General features: G+C 60.3%; 24 protein-coding genes. 19 read left to right on the forward strand and 5 right to left on the reverse strand.

What is annotated here, in order from left to right; all coding sequences use genetic code 11:
- Nucleotide 1 precedes the first annotated feature (1 nt).
- The 4 genes from ppk2 to ACSJLU_RS12610 all read left to right on the forward strand — a co-directional run bounded on the left by ppk2 (nucleotide 2) and on the right by ACSJLU_RS12610 (nucleotide 3,517).
- Nucleotides 2–916: a polyphosphate kinase 2 gene (gene ppk2 / locus ACSJLU_RS12595; protein ID WP_025302942.1), complete on the forward strand. Its 915-nt coding sequence runs from the start codon at nucleotides 2–4 to the stop codon at nucleotides 914–916.
- A gap of 120 nt (nucleotides 917–1,036) precedes the next feature.
- Nucleotides 1,037–1,462 carry a nucleoside triphosphatase NudI gene (gene nudI / locus ACSJLU_RS12600; RefSeq protein ID WP_049207497.1) on the forward strand — a complete coding sequence of 142 codons (426 nt, stop codon included), beginning with the start codon at nucleotides 1,037–1,039 and terminating at the stop codon, nucleotides 1,460–1,462.
- Between the two features lie 93 nt (nucleotides 1,463–1,555).
- Nucleotides 1,556–2,392, forward strand: a complete 837-nt coding sequence (pbpG, locus tag ACSJLU_RS12605; RefSeq protein ID WP_380825194.1) for a D-alanyl-D-alanine endopeptidase — start codon at nucleotides 1,556–1,558, stop codon at nucleotides 2,390–2,392.
- Between the two features lie 138 nt (nucleotides 2,393–2,530).
- Nucleotides 2,531–3,517: an MsnO8 family LLM class oxidoreductase gene (locus ACSJLU_RS12610; protein WP_197790978.1), complete on the forward strand. Its 987-nt coding sequence runs from the start codon at nucleotides 2,531–2,533 to the stop codon at nucleotides 3,515–3,517.
- On the opposite strand, the gene ACSJLU_RS12615 is transcribed toward ACSJLU_RS12610, so the two are convergent.
- Complete coding sequence (locus ACSJLU_RS12615) at nucleotides 3,514–4,818, reverse strand: aminotransferase class I/II-fold pyridoxal phosphate-dependent enzyme (RefSeq protein ID WP_380825192.1); 1,305 nt, start codon at nucleotides 4,816–4,818, stop codon at nucleotides 3,514–3,516. The genes ACSJLU_RS12610 and ACSJLU_RS12615 overlap by 4 nt on opposite strands.
- Nucleotides 4,819–4,884: 66 nt before the next feature.
- Here ACSJLU_RS12615 and ACSJLU_RS12620 point away from each other — a divergent pair, with 66 nt between their 5' ends.
- From ACSJLU_RS12620 to ACSJLU_RS12630, 3 genes are read left to right on the forward strand one after another with little or no spacing between them, the layout of a single operon-like run.
- Nucleotides 4,885–5,139: a hypothetical protein gene (locus tag ACSJLU_RS12620; RefSeq protein WP_025302947.1), complete on the forward strand. Its 255-nt coding sequence runs from the start codon at nucleotides 4,885–4,887 to the stop codon at nucleotides 5,137–5,139.
- The gene (locus tag ACSJLU_RS12625) at nucleotides 5,136–5,852 is read left to right on the forward strand and encodes a glutamine amidotransferase (RefSeq protein ID WP_197770350.1); all 717 of its coding nucleotides are present in this window, start codon (nucleotides 5,136–5,138) and stop codon (nucleotides 5,850–5,852) included. Before ACSJLU_RS12620 ends, ACSJLU_RS12625 begins: the two co-directional genes overlap by 4 nt.
- 3 nt (nucleotides 5,853–5,855) lie before the next feature.
- Nucleotides 5,856–6,698 carry a PfkB family carbohydrate kinase gene (locus tag ACSJLU_RS12630; RefSeq protein WP_439040995.1) on the forward strand — a complete coding sequence of 281 codons (843 nt, stop codon included), beginning with the start codon at nucleotides 5,856–5,858 and terminating at the stop codon, nucleotides 6,696–6,698.
- A gap of 43 nt (nucleotides 6,699–6,741) precedes the next feature.
- On the opposite strand, the gene ACSJLU_RS12635 is transcribed toward ACSJLU_RS12630, so the two are convergent.
- The 4 genes from ACSJLU_RS12635 to ACSJLU_RS12650 form a co-directional block, all read right to left on the reverse strand.
- Nucleotides 6,742–7,455: a flagellar brake protein gene (locus tag ACSJLU_RS12635; RefSeq protein ID WP_025302950.1), complete on the reverse strand. Its 714-nt coding sequence runs from the start codon at nucleotides 7,453–7,455 to the stop codon at nucleotides 6,742–6,744.
- A 76-nt stretch (nucleotides 7,456–7,531) separates the two neighbouring features.
- Entirely contained in the window at nucleotides 7,532–8,314 is a 783-nt protein-coding gene (locus ACSJLU_RS12640; protein ID WP_167324336.1) for an N-formylglutamate amidohydrolase, read from the reverse strand.
- A gap of 101 nt (nucleotides 8,315–8,415) precedes the next feature.
- Nucleotides 8,416–10,137 carry an ornithine lipid synthase OlsF gene (olsF, locus tag ACSJLU_RS12645; RefSeq protein ID WP_025302952.1) on the reverse strand — a complete coding sequence of 574 codons (1,722 nt, stop codon included), beginning with the start codon at nucleotides 10,135–10,137 and terminating at the stop codon, nucleotides 8,416–8,418.
- A 155-nt stretch (nucleotides 10,138–10,292) separates the two neighbouring features.
- Nucleotides 10,293–11,963, reverse strand: a complete 1,671-nt coding sequence (locus ACSJLU_RS12650; protein WP_342093670.1) for a DUF4091 domain-containing protein — start codon at nucleotides 11,961–11,963, stop codon at nucleotides 10,293–10,295.
- Nucleotides 11,964–12,427: 464 nt separating this feature from the next.
- Here ACSJLU_RS12650 and ACSJLU_RS12655 point away from each other — a divergent pair, with 464 nt between their 5' ends.
- The 12 genes from ACSJLU_RS12655 (at nucleotide 12,428) to ACSJLU_RS12710 (ending at nucleotide 24,449) form a co-directional block, all read left to right on the forward strand.
- Nucleotides 12,428–13,681: an ABC transporter substrate-binding protein gene (locus ACSJLU_RS12655; protein WP_380825180.1), complete on the forward strand. Its 1,254-nt coding sequence runs from the start codon at nucleotides 12,428–12,430 to the stop codon at nucleotides 13,679–13,681.
- A gap of 78 nt (nucleotides 13,682–13,759) precedes the next feature.
- On the forward strand, nucleotides 13,760–14,701 hold the full coding sequence (locus ACSJLU_RS12660) for a carbohydrate ABC transporter permease (protein WP_025302955.1): 942 nt from the start codon (nucleotides 13,760–13,762) through the stop codon (nucleotides 14,699–14,701).
- A gap of 10 nt (nucleotides 14,702–14,711) precedes the next feature.
- The gene (locus tag ACSJLU_RS12665) at nucleotides 14,712–15,530 is read left to right on the forward strand and encodes a carbohydrate ABC transporter permease (protein ID WP_197836822.1); all 819 of its coding nucleotides are present in this window, start codon (nucleotides 14,712–14,714) and stop codon (nucleotides 15,528–15,530) included.
- 21 nt (nucleotides 15,531–15,551) lie between these two features.
- On the forward strand, nucleotides 15,552–16,664 hold the full coding sequence (locus ACSJLU_RS12670; RefSeq protein WP_197836823.1) for an ABC transporter ATP-binding protein: 1,113 nt from the start codon (nucleotides 15,552–15,554) through the stop codon (nucleotides 16,662–16,664).
- A gap of 19 nt (nucleotides 16,665–16,683) precedes the next feature.
- Nucleotides 16,684–17,967 (forward strand): Gfo/Idh/MocA family protein, encoded by a 1,284-nt coding sequence (locus ACSJLU_RS12675; RefSeq protein ID WP_025302957.1) that lies wholly within the window; start codon nucleotides 16,684–16,686, stop codon nucleotides 17,965–17,967.
- An 18-nt stretch (nucleotides 17,968–17,985) separates the two neighbouring features.
- Nucleotides 17,986–18,891: an ROK family protein gene (locus ACSJLU_RS12680; RefSeq protein ID WP_197770403.1), complete on the forward strand. Its 906-nt coding sequence runs from the start codon at nucleotides 17,986–17,988 to the stop codon at nucleotides 18,889–18,891.
- Between the two features lie 332 nt (nucleotides 18,892–19,223).
- The gene (gene agaR, locus ACSJLU_RS12685; RefSeq protein ID WP_025302959.1) at nucleotides 19,224–19,994 is read left to right on the forward strand and encodes a transcriptional repressor AgaR; all 771 of its coding nucleotides are present in this window, start codon (nucleotides 19,224–19,226) and stop codon (nucleotides 19,992–19,994) included.
- A 26-nt stretch (nucleotides 19,995–20,020) separates the two neighbouring features.
- On the forward strand, nucleotides 20,021–21,187 hold the full coding sequence (locus tag ACSJLU_RS12690; protein ID WP_043144075.1) for an SIS domain-containing protein: 1,167 nt from the start codon (nucleotides 20,021–20,023) through the stop codon (nucleotides 21,185–21,187).
- A 9-nt stretch (nucleotides 21,188–21,196) separates the two neighbouring features.
- Nucleotides 21,197–22,051, forward strand: coding sequence for a tagatose bisphosphate family class II aldolase (locus ACSJLU_RS12695; protein ID WP_439040996.1), 855 nt, complete (start codon nucleotides 21,197–21,199; stop codon nucleotides 22,049–22,051).
- Nucleotides 22,052–22,357: 306 nt separating this feature from the next.
- Nucleotides 22,358–22,669: a hypothetical protein gene (locus tag ACSJLU_RS12700; RefSeq protein WP_043144071.1), complete on the forward strand. Its 312-nt coding sequence runs from the start codon at nucleotides 22,358–22,360 to the stop codon at nucleotides 22,667–22,669.
- 219 nt (nucleotides 22,670–22,888) lie between these two features.
- Nucleotides 22,889–23,413, forward strand: coding sequence for a methylated-DNA--[protein]-cysteine S-methyltransferase (gene ogt, locus ACSJLU_RS12705; protein WP_025302963.1), 525 nt, complete (start codon nucleotides 22,889–22,891; stop codon nucleotides 23,411–23,413).
- A gap of 271 nt (nucleotides 23,414–23,684) precedes the next feature.
- Nucleotides 23,685–24,449, forward strand: coding sequence for an FNR family transcription factor (locus ACSJLU_RS12710; RefSeq protein WP_004938278.1), 765 nt, complete (start codon nucleotides 23,685–23,687; stop codon nucleotides 24,447–24,449).
- The last annotated feature ends 25 nt before the right edge of the window (nucleotides 24,450–24,474 follow it).

Here is a 24,474-nt window from a genome sequence, read left to right on the forward strand (position 1 = left end):
GATGACCATGCATGAATTCAACCGCGATGACGGTTTCAACCAGCGCCTGCTGCAAGAATTTTACGACAGCTACGATGAAGAGCTGGAAATGGAGCTGGACGACCTGCGCTTCGACGCGGCAGAAGTCGACAGCGACGCGAAAAAAGCCTGGCGCAAACAATACTTCCGCGAACTGCTGCGCCTGCAGGGCGAACTGGTGAAGCTGCAGGATTGGGTGATGCGCACCGGCCACCGGCTGGTGATCATCTTCGAAGGCCGCGACGCCGCCGGCAAGGGTGGCGTGATCAAACGCATCACCCAGCGCCTCAACCCGCGCACTTGCCGCGTGGCGGCGCTGCCGGCGCCAAACGATCGCGAACGCACCCAGTGGTATTTTCAGCGTTACATCGCGCATCTGCCCGCCGCCGGCGAAATGGTGCTGTTCGACCGCAGCTGGTATAACCGCGCCGGCGTGGAACGCGTGATGGGCTTTTGCAACGACGAAGAGTATGAGGAGTTTTTCCGCAGCGTGCCGGAATTCGAAAAAATGCTGACGCGCAGCGGCATCCAAATCGTCAAATATTGGTTTTCGATCACCGATGACGAGCAGGAGCTGCGGTTCCTCAGCCGCATTCACGATCCGCTCAAACAGTGGAAGCTCAGCCCAATGGATCTGGAAAGCCGCCGCCGCTGGGAAGACTACACCGAAGCCAAAGAGATCATGTTAGCGCGCACTAACATTGCCGAGGCACCCTGGTGGGTAGTTCAGGGCGTCGACAAGAAAAAGGCCCGCTTGAACTGCATCACTCACCTGCTGCAGCAGGTGCCTTATGAGGAGGCCGAAGGCAACGTCATCACGCTGCCGCAGCGCAAACGCAGCCCGGAATACCACCGTAGCCCGGTGCCGGACAACATGGTGGTGCCGGAAATCTACTGACCTTAGCGCAGAGAAGCGGTTGCCGCTTCTCTGTACGAGGACAACGCTTTGATTTCTCTCACGCTACTGTGCCAAACCCCATGTTAAAGTGGTTGTTTTCCATTTTGACAGGAGTCTTCCATGCGCCAACGCATCATTGTTTGCCCGCTGATTGAAAACGATAACGCCTTCCTGCTGTGCAAAATGGCGGCGCACAAGGGCGTGTTTCCCGGCCAGTGGGCGCTGTCCGGCGGCGGCGTCGAGCCGGGTGAACGAATAGAACAGGCGCTGCGGCGCGAAGTGCGCGAAGAGCTGGGCGCCGCGCTGATCCTCGACAACATCACGCCCTGGACCTTCCGCGACGACGTGCGTATGAAAACCTACGCCGACGGCCGCCAGGAGCAAATCTACATGATTTACCTGATTTTCGACTGCCATGCCGCCAACCGCGACGTAACGATCAACGACGAGTTCGACGACTACGCCTGGGTGCCGCGCGAGCGCCTGGGGGACTACGATTTGAACGAGGCTACCCGCTTCACGCTGCAGCAAAAGGGATTGTTGTAACAGTTTGAGCGATTATCGCCCTATTTCCTTCACATTTGCCGGGCAGACTCTTCTGATATTTTTTAATCACTTAGGGTCACTATTTCCGCCGTTATGCTTTTATCTCACGCTTTTCTCCGTCTGCCTGTCCGGCGCTTCGGCGCCGCCCTTCTGTTCAGCCTGCTGTTCGTTTTGGCGCCCGTGTATGCGGCTGCGCCACCGCTGGTGCTGAATGCCAAATCGGTGCTGGTCGTCAATCAACGCACCGGAAAGACCCTCTATCAGAAGCAGCCGAACCGCGTACTGCCGATCGCCTCGCTCACCAAGCTGATGACCGCCATGGTCGCCCTGGACAGCAAACGTCCGATGGGCGGCAAGCTCAAAGTCACCGCCGCCGATCGCGATCTGCTGAAGAAAACCCATTCGCGGCTGACCATCGGCTCGGTGCTCAGCCGCCGCGACATGCTGCACATCGCCCTGATGTCTTCGGAGAACCGCGCCGCCGCGGCGCTGAGCCGCAGCTATCCCGGCGGGCGCAAGGCCTTCGTGGCGAAAATGAATCAGAAAGCGCGCGCCATCGGCATGAAACGCGCCCGCTTCTACGATCCGACCGGGCTAACGCCGCGCAACGTGGCGAGCGCCAACGATCTGCTGAAGATGGTCAATCACGCCTATCGCTATCAGTCGATCCGCCTCTTCAGCACCGACAAGCAGCAGATCGTACGCCCCGGCCGCGGCCAACTGGTTTACCGCAGCTCCAATGGCTTAATCAATAACCCGGCCTGGAAGATCCAGCTGCAGAAAACCGGCTTTACCGACGAGGCCGGTCACTGCCTGGTGATGCGCACCACCATCAAAGGCCAACCGGTGGTGATGATCCTGCTCGGCGCGCAGCCGCGCTACGGCCACTACCGTGACGCCATTCGCCTGAAGGCCTGGCTCGAGGGGTAACACCGTGGCGCTTTACCGTCCCACGCATATCCAAATCCGTTTTGGATCAATGGAATATCCTATCGCCAATCAGTATTAAGCCTCACGCCGCCCGCATGGTATTTGTCAGGCATATCTGATGATCAAAGGAGCGGGAAAATGGCTTATGCCTTGAGCATATTGGAAAAAAGTCCGATCGCCGACGGGGAAAGCGCCGCGCAGGCGTTGGCGCGCACGCTGCATCTGGCGCAACAGGCGGAACGCTGGGGCTATCGGCGTTTCTGGCTGGCGGAACACCACAACACGCCGCAGCTCGCCTGCCCGTCGCCGGAAATACTGATCGGCTACCTGCTCGGCCAGACGTCGCGCATTCGCATCGGCTCTGGCGGCGTGATGCTGCAACACTACAGCGCCTACAAGGTAGCCGAAAACTTTAACCTGCTGGCGGCGCTGGCGCCGGGGCGCGTCGATCTCGGGGTAGGCAAAGCGCCCGGCGGGCTGCCGCTCGCCACCCAGGCGCTGCAGGCCGCCCATGACCGACAAAACAAACCGGCATTCCCGCAGCAGCTGTCGCAGCTGACCGCCTACCTGAACGACGACGCCGAACCGGGCCTGAGCGCCACACCGCTGCCGCCGCACGCCGCCCAGCGCTTTCTGCTCGGCGCCAGTAAAGAGAGCGCGACGCTGGCGGCCGAATCCGGCTGGGCCTTCGTGTTTGCCGCGCATCTGAACGGCAATCCGCAAGATATCCGCGAGGCGTTGGCGCACTACACCGCACTGAGCGGCGGCCGCAAGGCGCTGCTGGCGGTGGCGGCGATCGTGGCCCCAAGCGCGGAACAGGCTGAGGCGCTGGCGGCCGATATTCGACAATACCGTGTGCACGTCGCCGGTGAGCAGAGCGTGACCGTCGGCAGCCTGGCGCAGGCAGAGAGTTTCGTGCAGCAGGCCGGCGCCACCGACTACCGCATCGAGCCGCGGGAAAGCCATATCCTGCTCGGTACCGCGCCGCAGGTACATCAGCAACTGGCGCTGCTGCAGCAGCGGTACGACGTGGACGAGTTCATCATCGACACGCCGATCGGCGAACCGAGCGCCCGGCTCACTTCGCTACAGCTGCTGGCGGAGGAGAGCCTGACGCCGGCCTAGTTGATCGCCGCGCTGGCCCGCATGGCGTCGGTCAGATCCTGCGCCAGTGGCGCCAACTGCGCCGGCGTGACGTTAGCCAGGCTGACGCGGAGCGCCGGGCCGCCCTTCAGGCGGAAAGGTTCACCGCCCTGCACCAACCACCCCCGCTGCGCCATCAGCTGCGCGGCGGCGGTTTCTGATCTCACCGGCAACCACAGATGCAGCCCTTCACCCGCCGCCAGCGCCGTGTGATTCAACGTATTGAGCCGCTGTACCAGTTCATCCCTTCTGGCCTGATACGCCTGTTGAGCCCGCTGCAGTTGCCCTTCCTGCAACGCCTGTCCCCACAGTCTGGCGGCGATCTGCTGCAAGATATGGCTGACCCAGCGTTCGCTGATGTACTGATCGGCGCGCATCGCCTGCAGCAAGGTCGGGCTGCCGCAGGCCAGCGCAATGCGCAGATCCGGGCTGAGAAACTTGCTCAGCGACAGCACGTACAGGCCGCGATCGCCGTCGAACGGCAGATGCAGCGGCTGCTGCGACAGCGGCCCCCAGAAATCGTCGACGATCGCCAGACACTGCGGGTTGTCGTGCAGAAAACGCCGCCACTGCTGCGCGCGTTGCGCAGAGAGCGAGGCGCCGGTCGGATTGTGGGCGCGCGGCGTCAGGATCACCGCAGCGGCCGCCCCGCTTTCCGGCAACCGACAGCCCTGTTCATCTACCGCCAGCGGCAGCGGCCGCAGGCGCAGGTGGCGCAACAGCGTCAATAGCGGCGGCCAGCAGGGATCTTCCACCCACACCGCCGCGCCCGGCTGCACATGGCAGCGCAGCGCCTTTTCCATCGCATCCAGCGCGCCGGAGAACACCGCCGGCTCCCCCAGCGCGACGCCCTGGCGGCCGAGCCACTCGCGACCCAGACCGGTCAATATCGGCAGATCACCGCTGATGTCATAGCCGTTTTGCTGCGGGAACACCTCCGCCGTGCCAAGCGCCAGCACCGGCAACAATGCGGCATCCAGGTTACCGCTGGCCAGATCGCACATCCCTGCAGGCACCTGACGCGGCACATAGGCCGCACTCACCGCCGCCAGCGGCGGCTCCAGCACCACCGTTCCGGCCCGCCCGCGCGTCGCCACCAGACCGGCGTCACGCAATCGGGCGTAAGCGCTGGCGACGGTATTCGGATTGACCTCCAGCTCCGCCGCCAGTTGGCGTACCGGCGGCAACAGCTCACCTGGCTGCAGCGCGCCGTCTTTGATGCGTGCGGCGATCTGCTCGGCAATCTGGACAGCGCCGCCGCCTTTTGCATACAATGAATTCATACATAAATCCTTTTGCACTAGTTCAAAATAGATTACCCGTTTCCGCGGCCAAAAGTAAGGGGTTCCATGGATAAACATTACGTGCTCGACATTCAGTATGCAGGAAAAGCCTTTGCCCGCCTGCAGATGTTCACTCCCTGGGCAGCCGATCAGCTGGAACAGGCGTGCGCGCTGTTCCCGGCCGCTCAGGGTTATCAGGTGCAGCTCAGCCAGGTCAGCGAACGTCGCATCGTCTACCAGAGCGGTGCGCAAGGCATCACTGTGCTGGGCGAGTCGCTGGCGCTGACCCCTTTCACTCACGCTAGCGAGGTTGAACAATGAAAAAAGCCGTCGCCATTCGACACGTCAATTTTGAAAACCTGGGTATCCTCGGTTCTCTGCTCTCGCTGCGCGGCTATCAGATCGACTATTACGATGCCGGCCGCGATGATATTCGTGCTATCAATAATGAAGAGACCGATCTGTTGGTAGTGCTCGGCGGGCCGATCAGCGCCGCCCAACACTTTTCCGGTGAGCAGCGCTATGATTTTCTCGACCATGAATTAGCGCTGGTCAAACAGCGCCTGGCGCAGCGGCGACCGACCCTCGGGGTTTGTCTCGGCGCGCAGGTGATCGCCCAGGCACTGGGCGCCGACGTGATCTCGCTCGGCGTCAAAGAGATCGGCTTCGCCCCGCTGAGCACGCTCGCGGCGGAAGACGACTCGGTGCTGGCCCCGCTGGCCGATACGCCGGTGCTGCATTGGCACGGCGATATGTTCATGATCCCGGACGGTGCCCGCTGCCTGGCCGGCACGGCGATTTGCCCACATCAGGCTTTCGACTATCAGGGGTTCGCGCTCGGCCTGCAGTTCCATCTGGAGGCGGATCATCGCGATATCGAACGCTGGCTGATTGGCCATGCCTGCGAGCTGGAACTGGCCGGCGTTGCGCCCCAGAGCCTGCGCGAACAGGCGGCGCGCCACGGCGCACAGCTGGAACAACGCGCGCGGCAGGTGTTCGCACGCTGGCTGGATAATAACGAACCAAGGATGTAACTCATGCAACAGTCTTCACCCTTGCGGTCACCGTCCATCGACGTGATCAGCATTCAATCTCAGGTAGTCTACGGCAGCGTCGGTAACGGCATCGCCTACCGCGCCCTGCTGAAAAAGGGGCTGGAAGCGCTGCAGGTGCCGAGCGTGCTGTTCGGCTGCCCGCCCTATTACGGCAAGCCGCACGGCGGCGTCATTTCCGGCGAGTGGTTCGGCGGCTTTCTCGACGATCTGATTGCCCGCGGCGTGATGAAGCGCACCCGGGCGGTGATTGTCGGCTACCTGGGCGATGTGATGCAGTGCCATATTCTGGCCAACTGGCTGCAGCGGGTGCGCTCGCTCAATCCTCAGATAAAAATCTATATCGATCCGGTGATAGGCGATTACGGTGAAGGGATCTACGTGGATGAGCGCATCGTCAACTGCTATCGATCGCCGTTCCTGCGGCTGGCCAACGGCCTGACGCCGAACGGCTTTGAACTGGAACAGCTGTGCGGCCGACAACTGAGCAGCCGGGAGCAGACGCAGCACGCCGCGCAGGCGCTGTTGAACGACACCACCGAATGGGTGCTGGTCACCAGCGCGCCGGGCGTCGCGCAGCACGACGACGAGGTGGGATTGATGCTGGTCACCCGGCAGGAAACACAGTGCTTTACCCATCCGAAGGTTAAATCGGCGGTCAAAGGCACCGGCGATCTGTTCGCCGCATTGCTGGTCAGCCATCTGCTGCACGGCGCTGCGCTCGACGCGGCCGTGGTCGCCGCCGGGGGGGAAGTGTGCGACGTGCTGGCCGAAGCGGCACATTTCGGTTGGGAGGAAATCGGCAGCCTGCGGGCGTTAAAGCCGTAAGACCGGTGAAGAGTCAGGGGCAGCGTGCCGCCCCTGATCACTATCAGCGTTTTTTCTTTTTGTTGAAATCCAGCTCGAAGGCGAACACGGCGCTCTGAATTTTGCGCTCCATCGCCAACCCCAGCTTGAGGAAACGGCATGACAGGCGCGAGAAGTGCACCACCTGATCGTTATCGTCGGTTTCCTGATCGTCGTTGACCACCACCAGCTCCATGTTGACCTTGAAGCTGCCGTAGCTGCCCAGATCCAACTCCGCTTTCTTGAACTGCAGGCCCGGCTGGAAGAAATCCGGTAGCGGCCCGTCGAAGCGCAAACCGACGCCGCCGGCAGACAGATCGTGGATCCGCAGCTCATAAGGCGTGCCGTCCGGGTATTCGCCGGTACAGAAGAATTGACGCCAGTGTGGCGTGGTGATGCGGAACTGACGGCGGCGCTGGATGTAGACCAACTCCTGCGGCAGCCGGGTCGAGCAGGCCTGGACGCCTTGATGTTCGGTCAGTTCCGCCTGGCCGACGGAAAACTCGATTTTGGCGTCGTTGCTTTCAATCACGATGGTGCAGGCGCCGTCGATGGCATTTTCCGCTTCCTCACCGCTAAACACGATATTGTCCGGCCCGACGCTCAATAACAGACTTTGAAACCGGTGCTGCTGATTTTCTACGCGCAGCGGCGTGCGTTGTTTGCAAATTTCACGCAGAATCGCCAGAACTTCAAAACGCTCCCGTTTGATAAACAGTCCGTTATCGCTGTGCTCCACACGTCTCTCCTGACTTTTTTTCTAATGACGTATTACGTATTCCTTACGGTTATCATCTCTGGGAATATTCCTAAAGTCAAATTTGCCAACGCTGCCAGGCCTGCGGCAGCAGGCGTGCGAAACGTTTCGCCCACGCCTGCTGCCCGCGTTCATCGGCGATCAGATCCTGGCGGATTTCGATGCCGACATAAGGCAAACCGCGACGTTCCGCATGCACCGGCAACGTGTAGTCGGTGGCGTCGGTCATCGCATAGGGTTCGTTGATCCCCACCTGCAAATCCCCCTCTTCGCGCAGCAGTTCGGCCAGCAGCAGCGCAAATTCCGGGTAGCGGTTAAACAGCAGGCCCACCTGCCAGGGGCGCGATTCGCCCTTGAACACCGGCGTGAAGCTGTGCATGGCGATCACCGCCGTCGGCAGTTCGCGCAGTTGGCGTTGCCCCAGATGATCGTCGATGGCGTGGTGATACGGCAAAAATACCTCACGCTCGCGCGCCAGCGCGTGTTCGCCGTCGATGCCGATATTGCCGGGGATGGGCGTCAGTTCGGACAAAGGCGGGATCGAGCTGGCGATGCCGGGCGCCCGGTTGCAGTCGATCACCAGCCGTGAGTAACGCTGATGGATCAGCGTGGCGTCCAGTTGGCGGCTCAGATGGCGCGACACGCTCAGCGCGCCGATATCCCAGCCGATGTGGCGTTCAATCTCCCCCGGCGGCAAACCGAGGTCGCCAAGGGACTGCGGTATCGCATTGCCGGCGTGATCGCACAGCAGCAAAAAAGGCGCTTTGCCGCGCGGGATTTCAACGGCAGCTGCGGGCGGTTCATCGGCGGACAATAACGGCGGGATAAACGAATGGGGCATGACGGGCTCCGGCGGTGGAAAGCAAAACGTTTATCGTAGCGCTATCCCGTCGCCGGCCCCAAGGTCGTGCTTAGATCAAAAAGGCATGAGTCAGACTGTAGTCATGCCGTCTCGGCTGGCTGTGGCTGGTGCACCGCGATATAACGCTGATAGCGCGACGGCTTGAGCCGCGTGGTATCCACCAGCACCAGTCCGTCGATACAGTTGTTGAACGCCGGATCGGTGCCGAAGTCGATGAACTGCACCCCACCCGGTTCGCACAGCTCGGTGTATTGCTTGTACAGCGTCGGGATCGAGCAGCCGATGTTGCTGAGCAGGCTCTTCAGCCGCACCAGATCTTCCTGGTAGTTGTCCCCGGCAAACTGCGCCAACACCTGCGGCAGCGACGCCGGATAAGGCCGGCGCGACTGCGCGAAGGCGTGATCCGGCGAGAAATAGAGCCGGTAGAAGGCGATCAGCAAATCGCGCGCCGCCAGCGGCATGCCGCCGGAGATCGACACCGGGCCGAACAGATAGCGATATTGCGGGTATTTCGACAGATAGGCGCCGATGCCCAGCCACAAATAGTCCAGCCCGCGCTTGCCCCAATAGGCCGGCTGAATGAAGCTGCGCCCCAGTTCGATGCCCTGCGCCAGGATCGGTTCCATATCGCGGTCGTAATGGAACAGGCTGTTGCTATAGATGCTTTCCAGCCCTTTGCGTTCGATTTGTTCGGCGGTGGGAATAAAACGATAGGCGCCGACGATCTCCAGCTCTTCCTCATCCCACAGCACCAGGTGGTAGTAATCGTCGTCGTAGCTGTCCAGATCGCGGCGGCGGCCGGATCCTTCCCCCACCGCGCGGAAGGCGATCTCGCGCAGGCGCCCCAGCTCGCGCAGGATTGGCGTACGCGCTTCGTCACGGCGGCGATAGAGGTAGATGGTTTTACCGTCCGGCGTTACCCCCAACCGTTCGCAGTTCGCCAACGCCTTTTTCAGCTCCAGACGCTCTTCCGGCAGCGCGATCGGCGACTCGCTGGCGAACAGCCCCGGTTTGCCCTGGCCCAGGCGATAGACGTGGCGGCGAAAACGCTCCGCCAGATCCTTGGCGCTGGTGTGGCCGTCGTGCCAACTGGCGAACGGCACCCGGCCGCCGACGCGGATCTTGATGCGCCCGCCCCGCTGCTGGAACATTTCACGCACCAGCAGCAGCGTCGACAGCGGCCGATAAACCAGCGAGGTAAAGTAGAACAGGTTGCTGTTGCGCGCGCTGATGTGGATCGGCACGATCGGCGCGCGCGCCTTGGCGGCCAGGCGCAGAAAGCCGGTATGCCAGTGGCCATCGCGGATGCCTTTCGGGCTCATGCGCGACACTTCGCCAGCCGGGAACAGGATCAGCGCGCCCTGATTGTCCAGTTGCTGCTGCATCCCTTCAATCTGTTTGCGGCTGGTTTTATAAGCGACGTTATCCACCGGCACGAACAGGTTGCGCAGCGGTTCGATATAGGTCAGCAGCTGGCTGGCCACCACTTTCACATCCGGGCGCACCGCCGCGACGGCGCGCAGCAGCACCAGGCCGTCGAGTGAGCCGATCGGGTGATTGGCCACGAGCACCACCGGCCCCTGGCTCGGGATGTTTTCCAGATCGCCGTCCACCAGCTCGCAGCTGAGGTTGAAGTAGTCCACCACCTGCTCGATCAGATCGAGCCCTTTCAGGTGGGGATAGTCGGCAGCGAACTGTTTGAATTCTTTTTCGAAGAGAAGGGTTCTTAGCAGGCTGCGCTGCCAGGCAGGGGTATTGCGGTGTGGAAATGCATCTTGCAACAGAGAATCCAGGCTGAACATCGCGTTATCTCCTGACGTAGTCGCTGCAAACTTAAGCCAGAGCCGTGACTCTGACGTGTCAGTTACATGACAATAAAATGAATCCATCGACTATCAGGTATAGCAAAGTAATGACGAATTGGGAGCGAAAGACGCATTTTCGCCCCCACTTGCCCTCACATCGGCGCCAGCAGCGCTTCAATGCGGCGGTTCACCGCTTCGCGCAAGCGCAGCAGCGGCCCGGCCTGGTGCGGATAACGTTTGAAGGTAATGCGCATGCCCAGCTCGCGTTCGATCAGCGCCTCAACCGTTGCCCGGTCGGTCAGACTCTCCAGCAGCTGCAGCGCGCGCATGTCCTGCAGCCCCTGATGCAGCACCCGCAGGCGCAGCGACTCCAGCGGCTGCAGATCCTCGCCCGGATAGACCACGAACGGATCGCCGGAGGGAAACGCATGGCCGCTGTCGGTCACGGCGTAAGGGTTGATGCGCTCGCGCGAATGAGCGCTGTTATAGAAGTTGAATCCCCAATGCAGGAAGCCGGCGATGCGGTACAGATAGAGCTGCACGCCCAATATGCGGTTGCGCGCCGAAGGCTGGGCGAAGAACCGGTTGGCGACCTCGGTCTTCTGTACGCAGCAATAATAGGCCCACAGGCCAGGCACCCGGTGTTCGATAAAGGGTTCGATATGATCGGTGGCAGCGACCGGGATTTCCACCAGGCCTCGCTGATAGAAAGCGAAATCCGACAGCGCATCGAAGGTGCGAAAGCCATCCAGCAATGGGCGTAGCGCGGCGCTGGCGCGCTGGTAGGCCGCCAGGTTGTCCAGCGTCGGCTCATCGGAAACATGGAACCACACCTGCCGTTCCAGCCCCCGTTCGCGGAACCAGGCGGTCAACGCCGGCAGCAGCGCCTGCAGAAAACGCTGGTACGCTTCGCCCTGCGCATCGGTGTGCCAGCCGAAAAGCGGTCGCGCCTCGCCCTGCTCCTCCACCACGATCTTCGGCGCATGTGCCGCGCCCCATTGGGTAAACAGCGGCGCGATTTCGAAGTGCTCGATGCCCTCTTCCTGCGCCAACGCTATCCACTGCGCCAGGAGGCTGAAATCGAAGTCATACCCCTGCGCCGAACGCGACACCCTCACCAACTGCACCGTGGTGCGTTCACCGCCGACGGCGGTATCCAGCGGCGGCGTAAACAGCGGCGTCAGCAGCATATTAACCCCGGCCTGAACCGCACAGCGCACAAAGTTGCGCACCGCGCGCCAGTAATCCGGGCTGAACACCGCCAGACGGTAGTAATCCGCCAGGCAGTCGGTGTGCAACCACTCGGTGTGCAACAGCGTTTGCGGCGGCAACGCCGCCGGCACCAGATGCAGCGTCAGCGTGGCCTCGGCCAGCGCCTCGCCGCTCTGGGCATCCCGCAGCCGCAGGGTCAACGGAAAGTCACCAGCCAGTTGCGCGTCGGCCGGCGGCGTCAAGGTCAGCCACAGGCTGCCATAATAGCGGCAGGCGGCAAAAAAACGCCGTTGCGGCAGCGGCATCAGCGGATCGGGAAATAAGCCCGGCTCGGTCGTCAGGTAATTCTCATCGATCTCGCGATAACAGGGAAAACCGCTCGGTACCGATTGCACCTGGCGCACGCTGATATACGCCGCCAGCGGTCCGTCAAGTTGATAACTGAGCTCATGGCGAGTCTCGTTGCCCGGGGTTTGCAACCAGTACACCGCCTGCCAGGAAAGCACCTCGTTATTTAACCCGCTCAGCCGATTTTCTACGGCAACGGGCGGCATATTTTGGCAATGAAATACTTTCTCCAGGCAATGCGTAAATACCAGAGACAGGCGCATGATAATCGGCCCTCTTTATTTTGGATAAATCAATATTGTGAAATCCAGGCTAACGTCTTTTATCGCCACAGACAATAGCCGGCAATAAAAAACGTTCCTGCACCCTCCTCTGACAGCCACAGCAAGATTTTTTTGTTTATTTGCATCACAAAAATGAAAGAAGCAGAAGCTTGCACAATAAAAATGTTTTTAATCCCCATTATGGTGCAAGGGTTATCAGTTATTCCTATGCCTGCGAAGGCCGCTAAATGCCGCGCCACCGGGAAAAAACCCATCAAAAGGTTAACGAATTGTGAATAAACACACCTTTCACTTGGCCGTCAAAGCCTTTCGATTTTAACAACAATGAAACATCAACGCCCCATTTTTGGGCGTTTGGGTGTGTATTGACACATTGAAAGTTAAGGGATAGAAAGAATTTACGTTGCGAAAAACGCTATTCGTCGCTCACCGAGGGGAAAGCAATGTCACCGATAAAAAATACCGGCCGCCTGCTGGCGCACTCTATTCTTGCCAGCGCATTATTATTACCCACGCTGCTCCACGCCGCAGATAAAATAACATTGCGCTATGCAGTTTGGGACAGAAATCAATTATCATCCGAACAAGAGATTGCTAAGCGATTTGAGAAGGCCAACCCGGATATAAAAATAGAAATAGAATTAACCCCCTCGGCGCAATATTTCGTTAAATTAGATTCCGCAGCCGCCGGCGGCGTGGCGCCGGATATATTCTGGATCAATATGCCTTATTTTGTGCAGTACGCCAAAAACGGCATTATGGAGCCGCTGGCACCCTATATTAAAGACAGCGGCCTTAAGCTGGACGACGTGGTCGCCAGCTCGGTGAAAGCCTACCAGTACGACGACCAGCAGATGGCCATCCCGCGCGACGTCGATTCCATCGCCGTGTGGTACAACAAAAAACTGTTCGATCAGGCCGGCGTCAGCTACCCCACCAGCGACTGGAACTGGGACGATCTGAAAAGCAAGGCTACCGCGCTGAAAAACGGGCTGAAAGGCACGGCCTTCCCGCTGGTGATGGATCTCAGCATCGACGGTCAGGACAGCTACATGAACCTGCTGTTCCAAAACGGCAATCACATCGTGCCGAAAGACGGCCAGCCCACCGACATCGCCAACGACAAATCCCTCTGGGTCTACCAGCAGCTGCAGGGCATGATGAAAGACGGCCTGATGCCAAGCGCCCAGCAGATGAGCGAAGTCAAAACCGAGAACATCTTCCAGTCCAACCGCGCGGCGATGGTCTATGCCGGTTCCTGGCTGGCGGCACCGTTCGCCAATAACCCGCTGATCAACGACCACATCGGCGTGGTGATGATGCCCAAAATTGAACGCCAGTCCGGCGTGGCGCACAGCCTGGCCTTCGCCATGTCGGCCAAAAGCGCCCATAAGCAGGCCGCCTGGAAATATATTGCCTTCATGAGCAGCGAAGCCTCACAGGCTGAGCTGGCCAAGGTGGTGATCCCGGCCAACAAGACGGCGGCCAAGGTCTGGGCGCAGCAGATTCAGAAAGTCGACGTTTCGCCTTATATCCAGACCCTTGAAGTGACCCAGGCTTACCCCACCGCCGGCACCAATACGCCGAAGTGGCAGAACATGTGGATCGCCAGCCTGAAGAAGATCTTTATGGGCGCGGACGCTAAGCAGGAAATGGACAAATCGGTCAAGAAGATCGCGCGCGTCATGGAGCAGTAATCGCCCCACCGCGGCGCGCAGCCCCGAGCGCGCGCCGCGGTGGACCCACGCTGAACGTCATAGGTGAGGAATGGCAACATGTCGCTGGCAGAAACGGCTACGGTCACCCTGAAACCATCCCGGCGCACCGCCCGCCCCGCGCTCAATCGGCTCGAACGCGCCGAACGCTTCTGGGGCTGGGTGATGATCCTGCCGCTGTTGTTGGGGGTGACGGTGTTTTACCTGATCCCCTTTTTGCAAAACATTTTTTACAGCTTTACCGATCTGAACCAGTTCATGCGCTGGAGCAGCATCAGCGTCGATAACTATCTCAACCTGTTCGAAGACGACGACTTCTACACCGCCGCCGCCAACACCTTGTTCTACGTGGTGGTGTGCGTACCGATCAGCCTGAGCCTGTCGCTGCTGCTGGCGATCGGCCTCAATCAGAACATCCGTGGCAAAGGCCTGCTGCGCACCCTGCTGTTCCTGCCGGCGGTCACCATGCCTGCGGCGGTGGCCATGGTGTGGCAATGGCTGTTCAACAAGGATTTCGGCCTGATCAACCAGGCGCTGGGCCTGCTGCACATTGCGCCGGTCGCCTGGCTGTCCGATCCGGACGTGGTGCGCATCAGCGTGTCCATCATCATCATCTGGTCGTCGCTGGCGCTGAAGATCATCATTTTGCTGGCCGGGCTGCAGAGCATTCCGCGCCAGCTATACGAGGCGGCGGATATCGACGGCATCGGCACCCTGCGCCGCTTCTTCTGTATCACGTTGCCGATGATGGTGCCGACGCTGTTTTTCGTGTCGGTGATGAGCTTTATCGAGATCCTGCAAATCTTCGACGTGGTGTTCCTGATGTTCGACCGCGCGCTGGTGGAAAACGACGTGATGACCGTCACCAACCTGTTCTACAAGTACGCGTTTTACCTGCAGGAAAAAGGCTACGCTTCCGCCATCACCGTGGTGCTGTTCGCCGTCACGCTGGTGATCACCCTGATTCAAATGGCGATCGGCAAGCGCCTGAAAGTCAGCTGAGGAGCTGCACATGAACGCAAGCAAGAAAACGCTGGTGTACCTGTTTATGGGGCTGGCGGCGCTGGCCTCGGTGGTGCCCTTTATCTGGATGCTGGTGACCTCGCTGAAAACCCAGGCCGAGAGCATTCAGATCCCGCTGACGCTGCTGCCGGCGCACCCTAGCCTGCAGGCCTACGGTCGGGTGATGCACGAAATCCCGTTCGCCGGCTTTTACCTCAACTCGCTGCTGGCGACTTTCTTCACCGTCACCCTGCAGATGGCGATCGCTACCCTGGCCGCCTATGGCTTCTCGCGCCTGCATTTTCGCGGCCGTGACGCGGTGTTTCTGGTATGCGTGTCGATCCTGATGGTGCCCGGTCAGGCATTTCTGATCCCGCAATTCCTGGTGGTACAGAAGCTGGGGCTGGTCAACAGCATCACCGGGTTGGTGCTGCCGGGCATTTTCAGCGTTTACGCCACCTTCCTGCTGCGCCAGTTCTTCCTGGCGGTACCGAAGGAAATGGAAGAAGCGGCTTTGATCGACGGCTACAGCTACTTCGCCATCTTCTGGCGCATCATGCTGCCGCTGATCCGGCCAGGCATTATCGCCTGCGTCATCATCAATGGCCTGTGGAGCTGGAACAACCTGATGTGGCCGCTGATCGTCAATACCACCACCGAGAAGCTGACGCTGCCGGTTGGCCTCGCCTCGCTCTCCAGCCGCGCCGGGGTGGAATACCCGTTGCTGATGGCCGGGGCGCTGATGGCGGTGATCCCGATGTTGATGCTGTTCATTATTTTCCAACGCTATTTCATCCAGGGCATCTCCAGCGCCGGGGTGAAAGGCTAACGCGCAGACAAGGTAAACGACATGGCCGGAATTCAGTTAAACAGCGTTAAAAAAGTCTACCCCAACGGTTTCCACGCGCTGCACGGCGTCGATCTGGAAATTGAAGACGGGGAATTTATGGTGTTCGTCGGCCCGTCCGGCTGCGCCAAGTCTACCCTGCTGCGGATGATCGCCGGGCTGGAGAGCGTCAGCGAGGGGCAGATCCTGATCCACGATCGCTGCGTCAACGACAGCATGCCGAAGGATCGCGGCATCGCCATGGTGTTCCAGAACTATGCGCTGTACCCGCACATGACGGTGTACAAGAACATGGCGTTCGGCCTGATCGGCAAAGAGAGCAAGGCCGAGATCGACCGCCGGGTGCGCGACGCGGCGGAAAAACTGGAGATCACCAACCTGCTGCAGCGCAAGCCGGGCCAGCTTTCCGGCGGCCAGTGCCAGCGGGTGGCGGTCGGCCGCGCCATCGTGCGCAAGCCCAAGGTGTTCCTGTTCGATGAGCCGCTGTCCAACCTCGACGCCAAGCTGCGAGTGTCGATGCGTGTACAGCTGATCGAACTGCACAACCAGCTGAAGCAGGAAGGCGCCGCCGCCACCATGGTGTACGTCACCCACGATCAGGTCGAAGCGATGACCATGGGCGATCGCATTTGCGTGATGAATCGCGGCGCCATCATGCAGGTGGATAAACCGATCAATCTGTACCACCACCCCGCCAACCGTTTCGTCGCCGAGTTTATCGGCAGCCCGTCGATGAATTTGCACGATCTGGCGATCGTGCGCGACGGCCAAACGGTGCGGCTGCGTATCGGCCTGCAGCACCAGCTCGATCTGCCGGCGGCGCTGCAACGGCAGTTGGCGGACTACCCGCATGCGCGGGTGTGTCTCGGCATCCGGCCGGAGTCCCTGCGGCTGTGCGCACCCGGTAGCGCCAACTGTTTCCCTGCGCAGATCGTCACCATCGAGCGCATGGGCAACGAAGAGTTGCTGCACTGCGAACTGGCCGACCTGCGCTTCGTGTTGCGCATGGCGTCGCTGCCGGACTGGGAGCCGCGCCTCGGCGAAAGCATTCATCTGGCATTCGATCTGACGCGCGCGCATTTGTTCGACGAGCTCAGCGGCCAAAACCTCAAATAACAACAGCGGAGTATCAGCAATGTCGTCAACACAACCCAACAACGTTGCCCAGCGCCCGGTGCGGGTGCTGGTGGTCGGCGCCGGTGCGCGCGGTGAAATCTACTCGCGCTATGCGCTGGCGCACCCCGATTTGATGCAGGTAGTGGCGGTGGCGGAACCGCGCGATGCCTACCGCGAGCCGTTCGTGGTGCAGCACGCCATCGCGCCGGAAAACGTCTTCACCGACTGGCGCCAGGCCGCCGACGCCGGCAAGCTGGCCGACGCGGTGCTGATCTGCACTCAGGATCAGATGCACCTGGAGCCGGCGCTGGCCTTCGCCCGTCAGGGCTACGCCATGCTGCTGGAAAAACCGCTGTCGCCGGACGCCGACGAGTGCCGGGCCATCGTCGCCGAGGTCGTGCGCCAAAAGCTGATCTTCTCAGTCGGCCACGTACTGCGCTATACCCGCTATACCCAAAAGCTCAAACAGCTGCTGCGCGATGGCGCGATCGGCGACATCGTCAGCCTGCAACACTTAGAACCGGTCGGCTACTGGCATCAGGCGCACTCCTTCGTGCGCGGCAACTGGCGCAACGATCAACAGGCCGCGTTTATGCTGTTGCAGAAATCCTGCCACGACATCGACTGGATCCGCTACGTGATGGAACAGCCCTGCGAACAGGTCAGCTCCTTCGGCAACCTGCACCACTTCCACCAGGAAAACCAACCGGCCGGCGCGGCGGACAACTGCCTGGATTGCGCGGTGGAGGCAGCCTGTCCCTATTCCGCCAAACGCATCTATCTGGGCGACGATCACAAGGCCACGCCCGGTTTTCTGCGGGTGCTGACGCCGGAACCCGACCAGACGACGCTGCGGGCGGCGCTGCGCGACGGGCCCTACGGCCGCTGCGTCTACCGCTGCGACAATAACGTGGTCGACCATCAGGTGGTCAACATGCAGTTCGCCGGCGGCCGCACTGCGTCGTTCACCATGACGGCCTTCACTCGCCACGAAGATCGCCACACCCGCATCTTCGGCAGCCGCGGCTGCCTGGAAGGCGACGGCCGCCATATCCGCATCACCTCGTTCCTCGACGACGGCGAAACGCATTACGACACCGACGCCGGCCAGGATCTGCACGCGATGGGCGGCCACGGCGGCGGCGACTACTACCTGATGCAGCACTTTATCGCGGCCATTCGCGCCAACGATCCGAGCCAGGTGCTGGCCGGCCCGGCCGAAGCGCTGGAGAGCCACCTGATGGTGTTCGCCGCCGAACGCGCACGCCGTGAAGCGGCGGTGATCGCCCTGAACGGAGCCTGAAGCATGGCCACGACAGAGATGCGTTACGGCTTCGACATCGGCGGCACCAAGATTGAAATGGCCGCTTACGATCGCCGGCTCAATCAGGTGCTGATCCAGCGGGTGCGCACCCCTACCAGAGATTACGGCGAATTCGTGGCCTGCATCGCCGGGCTGGTCGAGCAGGCGGATCGCGAACTGCATACGCGCGGCAGCATCGGCATCGGTTTACCGGGGATCACCGATCCCGTCAGCCGCCGCCAGCTGGCGGTCAACGTGCCCTGCCTGACCGGGCATTGCCTGGCGGATGATTTGACGCAGGCGCTGGCGCGGCCGATCGCCATCGAGAACGATTGCCGCTGCTTCGCGCTGTCGGAAGCCAGTACGCCGCAAACCGCACACCTGCCGCTGGTGTTCGGCGCCATCATCGGCACCGGTGCCGGCGGTGGCCTGGTGGTGAACCGGCAACTGCATAAGGGACGCAGCGGCGTGGCGGGTGAATGGGGCCATATGCCGATCTCGGCCCAGTTGGCGCAGCGTTACGATCTGCCGCTGTTCGGCTGCAACTGCGGGCTGACCGGCTGCTTTGAGCGCTACGTCTCCGGCAGCGGACTGCTGGCGCTGAGCCGCCATTTCGCCCATCCGGCCGCCGACGTGCCAGCGCTGGTCGCCAGCTATCGTGCCGGTGATGCGCTCGCGCATCGGCTGATGACGATTTACGTCGACATTCTGGCCAGCGCGCTGGCCGGCTTACAGCTGCTGCTGGATGTTGATGCCTTCGTGCTGGGCGGTGGCTTGTCCAACGTCGGCGAGCTTTACCGGCTGTTGCCGCCGGCGATGCGGCGCTGGCTGCTGCCGGGCGTGGAACCGGCGGCGGTGTTCCCGCCGGTGCACGGTGACAGCAGCGGCGTACGCGGCGCGGCGCTTTTACGCGCGCCGGCATAAAAAAACAGTGAAAGCCTGGCGGTTGTCGAGCGATCGTTGCGGCTTTCGGCCTCGACGGGCTGAATAATTAAATGCCGGGAATTGGCGACTGAAAAATAACGAATTTGCCGTTTTCACTTTGCGTTAACACCGCTTTCGGTTGGCATTAAACCGAAAGCAAAATTAAATATAACCATCTGATAGATATAGATATTTTAAAATTAATCGATTGCATTTCAGTGTTTCGTTTGCTGTAATTCGCCACGAACAACTGAAAGCGCTCCGGTCGGTATCGCTGCGGCTTATTAAGCCGCGGTCGGGCACGGCTACAGGTAAATCAGGAGTCTGCGTTAATGATCAATACCGCAAAACGCCGGGAATTAATTATCGACCAGCTGTGCCGCGAGGGCACGGTGCGCGTGGAGCAGCTCAGCCAGCAGTTTTCGGTGTCCAGCGTCACCATCCGCAGCGATCTGCGCCAGCTGGAAAAACACGGCTGCGCGGTGCGCGCCTACGGCGGCGCTATGTTGAACAAACAGTTCGCCTTCGACCGCCCATTGCAGGACAAGGGCCGCCTCAATCGCGACGTAAAACACGTCATCGCCTGCGCGGCCGCGGCGCTGATTGAAGACGGCGATGCCGTCATCCTCGACTCCGGCTCCACCACCAGCCAGATGGCGCCGCAGTTGGCGGGGAAAAAGGATCTGGTGGTGATGACCAACGCGCTCAACATCGCCTTCGAATTAGCCAGCAACGAGCAGATCGATCTGATGGTGGTCGGGGGCAGCGTGCGCCGCAAAGCCTGGTCGCTTTACGGCCCTGCCGCCGAACAGCAGCTGCGCCAATACCGGTTCGACAAGCTGTTTCTCGGCGTCGACGGTTTCGATCTCACGAGCGGCATCACCACGCCGGATCCGGGCGAAGCGCAGCTGAACCGCGTGATGTGCGAGGTGGCGCGTGAAGTGATCGCCATCGCCGACGCCAGCAAATTCGGCCGCACCAGTTTTTGCATGATCCGCGAAATCGGTCAGATCCACCGTCTGGTCACCGACAGCCGCATTCCGGCGCACTACCTGCAAGCGCTGCACCATTTAGGGATCGACGTGATTATCGCCGACCGTTAACCGAGGCTTTTTAAGGAGCTGTCATCATGAACGCGTATTTCTCTTACGAGGCGGATTGGCTGAAGCAGCGCAACGCCTGGCACACCGCCGCAGAAATTTGGCAACAGCCGGATCTGTGGGCAGCGCTGCACCGGCAGCTGCAGGATCAACAGGCGCAGTGGCAGCCGTTCCTGGCGCCGCTGCTGGCCAATCCGCGCCTGCAGATCGTCCTGTGCGGCGCCGGCAGTTCGGCATTTGCCGGCCGTGCCCTGGCGCCCTGGCTGCGCGAACGCACCGGCCGCGACGTGGTAGCCTACGGCACCACCGATATCGTCGCCAACCCGCTGCAGTATCTCGACCCTGATCGGCCGACGCTGCTGGTCTCTTTCGCCCGCTCGGGCAACAGCCCGGAAAGCGTGGCGACGGTGGAGCTGGCCGACCAGCTGCTGCCGGAAAGCTATCACCTAATGCTAGTGTGCAACCCGGACAGCCGGCTGGCGCAGTACGCGCATCGGCGTGACAACGTCTGTTCGCTGGTGATGCCGCAAGGTTCCAACGATCAGAGCTTCGCCATGACCTCCAGCTTCAGCTGCATGATGCTGAGCGCCGCGCTGCTGCTCGGCCCAACGTCGCTCGAGGCCGCCCAGGCACCGCTGAGTGCCATGGTGCAGCGCTGCCGAGAACTGCGTGAAACGCTGCAGGCGCAGGTGAAAGCGCTGGCCGCCAGCGGCTTCCGCCGCTACATCACCCTCGGCGGCAGCTGCTTTACCGGCCTCGCCGAAGAGGCCTCGCTCAAGATGCTGGAGCTGACCGCCGGCCGCATCGTTACACGCTACGACTCGCCGCTCGGCCTGCGCCACGGCCCGAAATTCATGGTCGACGGCCAGACGTTGGTGGTGCTGATGTTCTCCCACGACGACTACGCCCGCCAGTATGACCGCGATCTGTGGAACGAGCTGCAGCGCGACGGGCTGGCGATGCAGTTGGTCGGATTGACCGGCGAACGCCAACCCCTGTCCGACGCTCTGCTGAATATGCACGACGCGGCTGACGATATCTGGCTGCTGTTCCCGTATCTGCTGTTCACCCAGATGCTGGCCTTCGAGAGTTCACTGGCGCTGGGGCTGACCCCGGACAACCCTTGCCCGACCGGCGAGGTCAACCGGGTGGTGAAAGGCGTGACGATTTACCGTTTTCCCTCCCCTGAGTTGTAAGGAGATCCCATGTATCTGATAGCCAATCGAGAAATGCTGCTCAAGGCACAGCGCCAGGGTTACGCCGTTCCGGCGTTTAACGTCCACAATCTGGAAACCGTGCAGGTGGTGGCGGAGACCGCCGCCGAGCTGCGCTCACCGGCGATCATGGCCGGCACGCCCGGCACCTTCAGCTACGCCGGCACCGACTACCTGATCGGCATTTGCCAATCGGCCGCGCACCGCTACGATTTGCCGCTGGCGCTGCATCTGGATCATCACGAAGAGCTGGACGACATCGAGCACAAGGTGAAAAGCGGTATCCGCTCGGTGATGATCGACGGTTCCCATCTGCCGTTCGAGCAGAACATCGCCAAGGTGGCCGCCGCAGTGGCCCTGTGCCACCGCTATGGCGCCAGCGTGGAGGCGGAGCTGGGCCGCCTGGGCGGGCAGGAAGACGATCTGATCGTCGATACCGCGGACAGCTTCTATACCGACCCGATGGCGGCACGCGAGTTTGTCGCCGCCACCGGCATCGATTCGCTGGCGGTGGCGATCGGTTCCGCCCACGGCCTGTATCACGGCGAGCCGAAGCTGGACTTCGAGCGCCTGGCGCTGATCCGCGAACAGGTGGACGTGCCCCTGGTGCTGCACGGCGCCTCCGGCATTCCGGAAGCGATGGTCAAGCGCGCGATTTCGCTCGGCGTCTGCAAGGTCAACGTCGCTACCGAACTGAAAATCGCCTTCGCCGATGCGGTAAAAAGCTACTTTTCGCAGCACCCGGATGCTAACGATCCGCGCAAATACATCGTCCCCGGCAAGCTGGCGATGAAAGAAGTGGTAGCGGAAAAGATCCGCATCTGCGGCAGCAGCGGCATGCTGTAAGCCCGCTCTCGCCCCCGGTTCCTGCCGTTACACCACGGGGGCGAAAACATCCCGCCATTCCCCGCTTTCCTGAGAGAACGATCACAGCCTTTTACCCTGCCCGCACCGGAAACCATTAACCGGTCTTCACTATGATCCAAATCATGGTTTTGCTCACCCTACCTCCCTATTATCAAATCCATTGGATGAAGGCAGTAGGAATTTTGCCCATTCGTTTTTATTTCGCCACACGAAATAGCTTATTTAATGAAAACAAGCATGCTTGTTTTTAATTGGCAGCATTCTTTACTCTAAGAGGAACAGCGTATGAACCATTACTTAGCCGTATTAAGCGCATTGGTCATTCTGCCCTTCGCTCTGCAAGCAAAACCGCTTTCCGGAAGCCAGGTCGCCTCCGGCGTCGTGCGCTTCACCGGCGCCATTACTACGCCAACCTGCGCCATCACACATCAGGATGAACAGCTTATCTCCAACTGTTTCGGCAAAGTGACGGAATATCAGAACGGGTATATTTCTTCTTCGTTAAAAGAGATGCCAAAAGAATTAGTCTCTGCCGTCACCAGTGAAATGGTGAATAACAATCCCCATTTAAAGCGTGTGACCATCAGCTATAAGTAACCCCAATGTGTCAATGCTTGATGAAATAATAAACAAGAAACAACTTGTCTTGATAACTTATAAATTTATTTTATAAATTCGTCGAACAATGACTCCCTGGCTTCCCCTGAGCCGCCTATTTGGGTAACCCTGCGGTTGCCCATCAACATGTCCGAAATCCGCCATCGTCTCCCTCCGTTTCATGCGATAATCCCCACACTAAACCGAGGAGTGATCCAGATGCAGACTTTTTTGATTGATCGTACCGCTACGCCGGTGGGTGAACTGGTGCTGATTGCCGATGAACAGGGGCGCCTGCGGGCGATTGACTGGACCGATCACGAAGCGCGCCTCATGAAGCTGCTGAATACCCACTACCGCGCCGATCGCTTCACCCTGCGCGAACAGCGCGATCCCAGCGGGCTGACCGACGCCATGCAGCGCTATTTCGCCGGTGAACTGAGCATTATCGATCGGTTGCCGGTGATGACTGCCGGCACCGAGTTCCAACGCACCGTGTGGCAACAGCTGCGCCAAATCCCCTGCGGCGAGATCCTGACCTACGGCCAACTGGCGCAACGCATCGGCCGTCCGACCGCCTCGCGCGCGGTCGGCATGGCCAACGGTTCAAATCCGATCAGCATCGTGGTGCCCTGCCACCGAGTGATCGGTTCGCAGGGCGCGCTGACCGGCTATGCCGGCGGCGTACAACGCAAGCAGTGGCTGCTGCAGCACGAGGGCTACCTGCCGAAAAATTTGCTGTAGCCACCTATCCAGCGCCATTGTTTGGCGCTGCTTAATAAAACACATTGCTCTACGCCGCGCGCGTGCCCACTTGGGTACTATTAATAGCTTGTGTGAATAAAACGCATAAGTCACAAATAATACTCATAACTTCAGTCCCATACAGAATAATCGGCGGCATATGTGCGCAAAATTCGCACACAATACCCCTATTCATGCTAATGCCACCCTTATCAGCTGCAGCAAAAGATGTTAAAATTGACTCATATCAATTATTGAATGAGCGTAATCTATGATCCCGGAAAAACGCGTGATTCGTCGTATCCAGTCTGGTGGTTGTGCGATCCATTGCCAGGACTGCAGCATCAGCCAGCTGTGCATTCCTTTCACCCTTAATGCTCACGAGCTGGACCAGCTCGACAACATTATCGAGAGGAAAAAGCCCATCCAGAAAGGCCAGACCCTGTTCAAGGCCGGCGACGAGCTGAAATCGCTGTACGCGATCCGTTCCGGGACCATCAAAAGCTACACCATCACCGAGCAAGGCGACGAGCAAATCACCGGTTTCCACCTGGCGGGTGACCTGGTGGGCTTCGATGCCATCGGCGGCCTGAAGCACCCGAGCTTCGCCCAGGCGCTGGAAACCTCGATGGTGTGCGAGATCCCGTTCGAGACCCTCGACGATCTGTCCGGCAAAATGCCGAACCTGCGTCAGCAGATCATGCGGCTGATGAGCGGCGAGATCAAAGGCGACCAGGACATGATCCTGCTGCTGTCGAAGAAAAATGCCGAAGAGCGCCTGGCGGCGTTCGTTTACAACCTGTCGCGTCGCTTCGCGGAACGTGGCTTCTCACCGCGCGAGTTCCGGTTGACCATGACCCGTGGCGACATCGGCAACTACCTCGGCCTGACGGTGGAAACCATCAGCCGCCTGCTGGGCCGCTTCCAGAAAAGCGAAATTCTCAGCGTGAAAGGCAAATACATCACCATCGAAAATGCCGACGCCCTGTCGGTGCTGGCCGGAACGCCACGTATCAACGTGACCGTCAACGCCTGATCCCCCTGCCGGATCAACATTTCCC

It is taken from the genome of Serratia bockelmannii, from assembly GCF_051803255.1.
In the GTDB taxonomy this organism is placed as follows: domain Bacteria; phylum Pseudomonadota; class Gammaproteobacteria; order Enterobacterales; family Enterobacteriaceae; genus Serratia; species Serratia bockelmannii.

Bases quoted from the DNA above. Each gene is read 5' to 3' on its own strand.
- ppk2 (WP_025302942.1), top strand. From the start codon at position 2: ATGACCATGCATGAATTCAACCGCGATGACGGTTTCAACCAGCGCCTG.
- nudI (WP_049207497.1), top strand. From the start codon at position 1,037: ATGCGCCAACGCATCATTGTTTGCCCGCTGATTGAAAACGATAACGCC.
- pbpG (WP_380825194.1), top strand. From the start codon at position 1,556: ATGCTTTTATCTCACGCTTTTCTCCGTCTGCCTGTCCGGCGCTTCGGC.
- ACSJLU_RS12610 (WP_197790978.1), top strand. From the start codon at position 2,531: ATGGCTTATGCCTTGAGCATATTGGAAAAAAGTCCGATCGCCGACGGG.
- ACSJLU_RS12615 (WP_380825192.1), bottom strand. From the start codon at position 4,818: ATGAATTCATTGTATGCAAAAGGCGGCGGCGCTGTCCAGATTGCCGAG.
- ACSJLU_RS12620 (WP_025302947.1), top strand. From the start codon at position 4,885: ATGGATAAACATTACGTGCTCGACATTCAGTATGCAGGAAAAGCCTTT.
- ACSJLU_RS12625 (WP_197770350.1), top strand. From the start codon at position 5,136: ATGAAAAAAGCCGTCGCCATTCGACACGTCAATTTTGAAAACCTGGGT.
- ACSJLU_RS12630 (WP_439040995.1), top strand. From the start codon at position 5,856: ATGCAACAGTCTTCACCCTTGCGGTCACCGTCCATCGACGTGATCAGC.
- ACSJLU_RS12640 (WP_167324336.1), bottom strand. From the start codon at position 8,314: ATGCCCCATTCGTTTATCCCGCCGTTATTGTCCGCCGATGAACCGCCC.
- olsF (WP_025302952.1), bottom strand. From the start codon at position 10,137: ATGTTCAGCCTGGATTCTCTGTTGCAAGATGCATTTCCACACCGCAAT.
- ACSJLU_RS12650 (WP_342093670.1), bottom strand. From the start codon at position 11,963: ATGCGCCTGTCTCTGGTATTTACGCATTGCCTGGAGAAAGTATTTCAT.
- ACSJLU_RS12655 (WP_380825180.1), top strand. From the start codon at position 12,428: ATGTCACCGATAAAAAATACCGGCCGCCTGCTGGCGCACTCTATTCTT.
- ACSJLU_RS12660 (WP_025302955.1), top strand. From the start codon at position 13,760: ATGTCGCTGGCAGAAACGGCTACGGTCACCCTGAAACCATCCCGGCGC.
- ACSJLU_RS12665 (WP_197836822.1), top strand. From the start codon at position 14,712: ATGAACGCAAGCAAGAAAACGCTGGTGTACCTGTTTATGGGGCTGGCG.
- ACSJLU_RS12670 (WP_197836823.1), top strand. From the start codon at position 15,552: ATGGCCGGAATTCAGTTAAACAGCGTTAAAAAAGTCTACCCCAACGGT.
- ACSJLU_RS12675 (WP_025302957.1), top strand. From the start codon at position 16,684: ATGTCGTCAACACAACCCAACAACGTTGCCCAGCGCCCGGTGCGGGTG.
- ACSJLU_RS12680 (WP_197770403.1), top strand. From the start codon at position 17,986: ATGCGTTACGGCTTCGACATCGGCGGCACCAAGATTGAAATGGCCGCT.
- agaR (WP_025302959.1), top strand. From the start codon at position 19,224: ATGATCAATACCGCAAAACGCCGGGAATTAATTATCGACCAGCTGTGC.
- ACSJLU_RS12690 (WP_043144075.1), top strand. From the start codon at position 20,021: ATGAACGCGTATTTCTCTTACGAGGCGGATTGGCTGAAGCAGCGCAAC.
- ACSJLU_RS12695 (WP_439040996.1), top strand. From the start codon at position 21,197: ATGTATCTGATAGCCAATCGAGAAATGCTGCTCAAGGCACAGCGCCAG.
- ACSJLU_RS12700 (WP_043144071.1), top strand. From the start codon at position 22,358: ATGAACCATTACTTAGCCGTATTAAGCGCATTGGTCATTCTGCCCTTC.
- ogt (WP_025302963.1), top strand. From the start codon at position 22,889: ATGCAGACTTTTTTGATTGATCGTACCGCTACGCCGGTGGGTGAACTG.
- ACSJLU_RS12710 (WP_004938278.1), top strand. From the start codon at position 23,685: ATGATCCCGGAAAAACGCGTGATTCGTCGTATCCAGTCTGGTGGTTGT.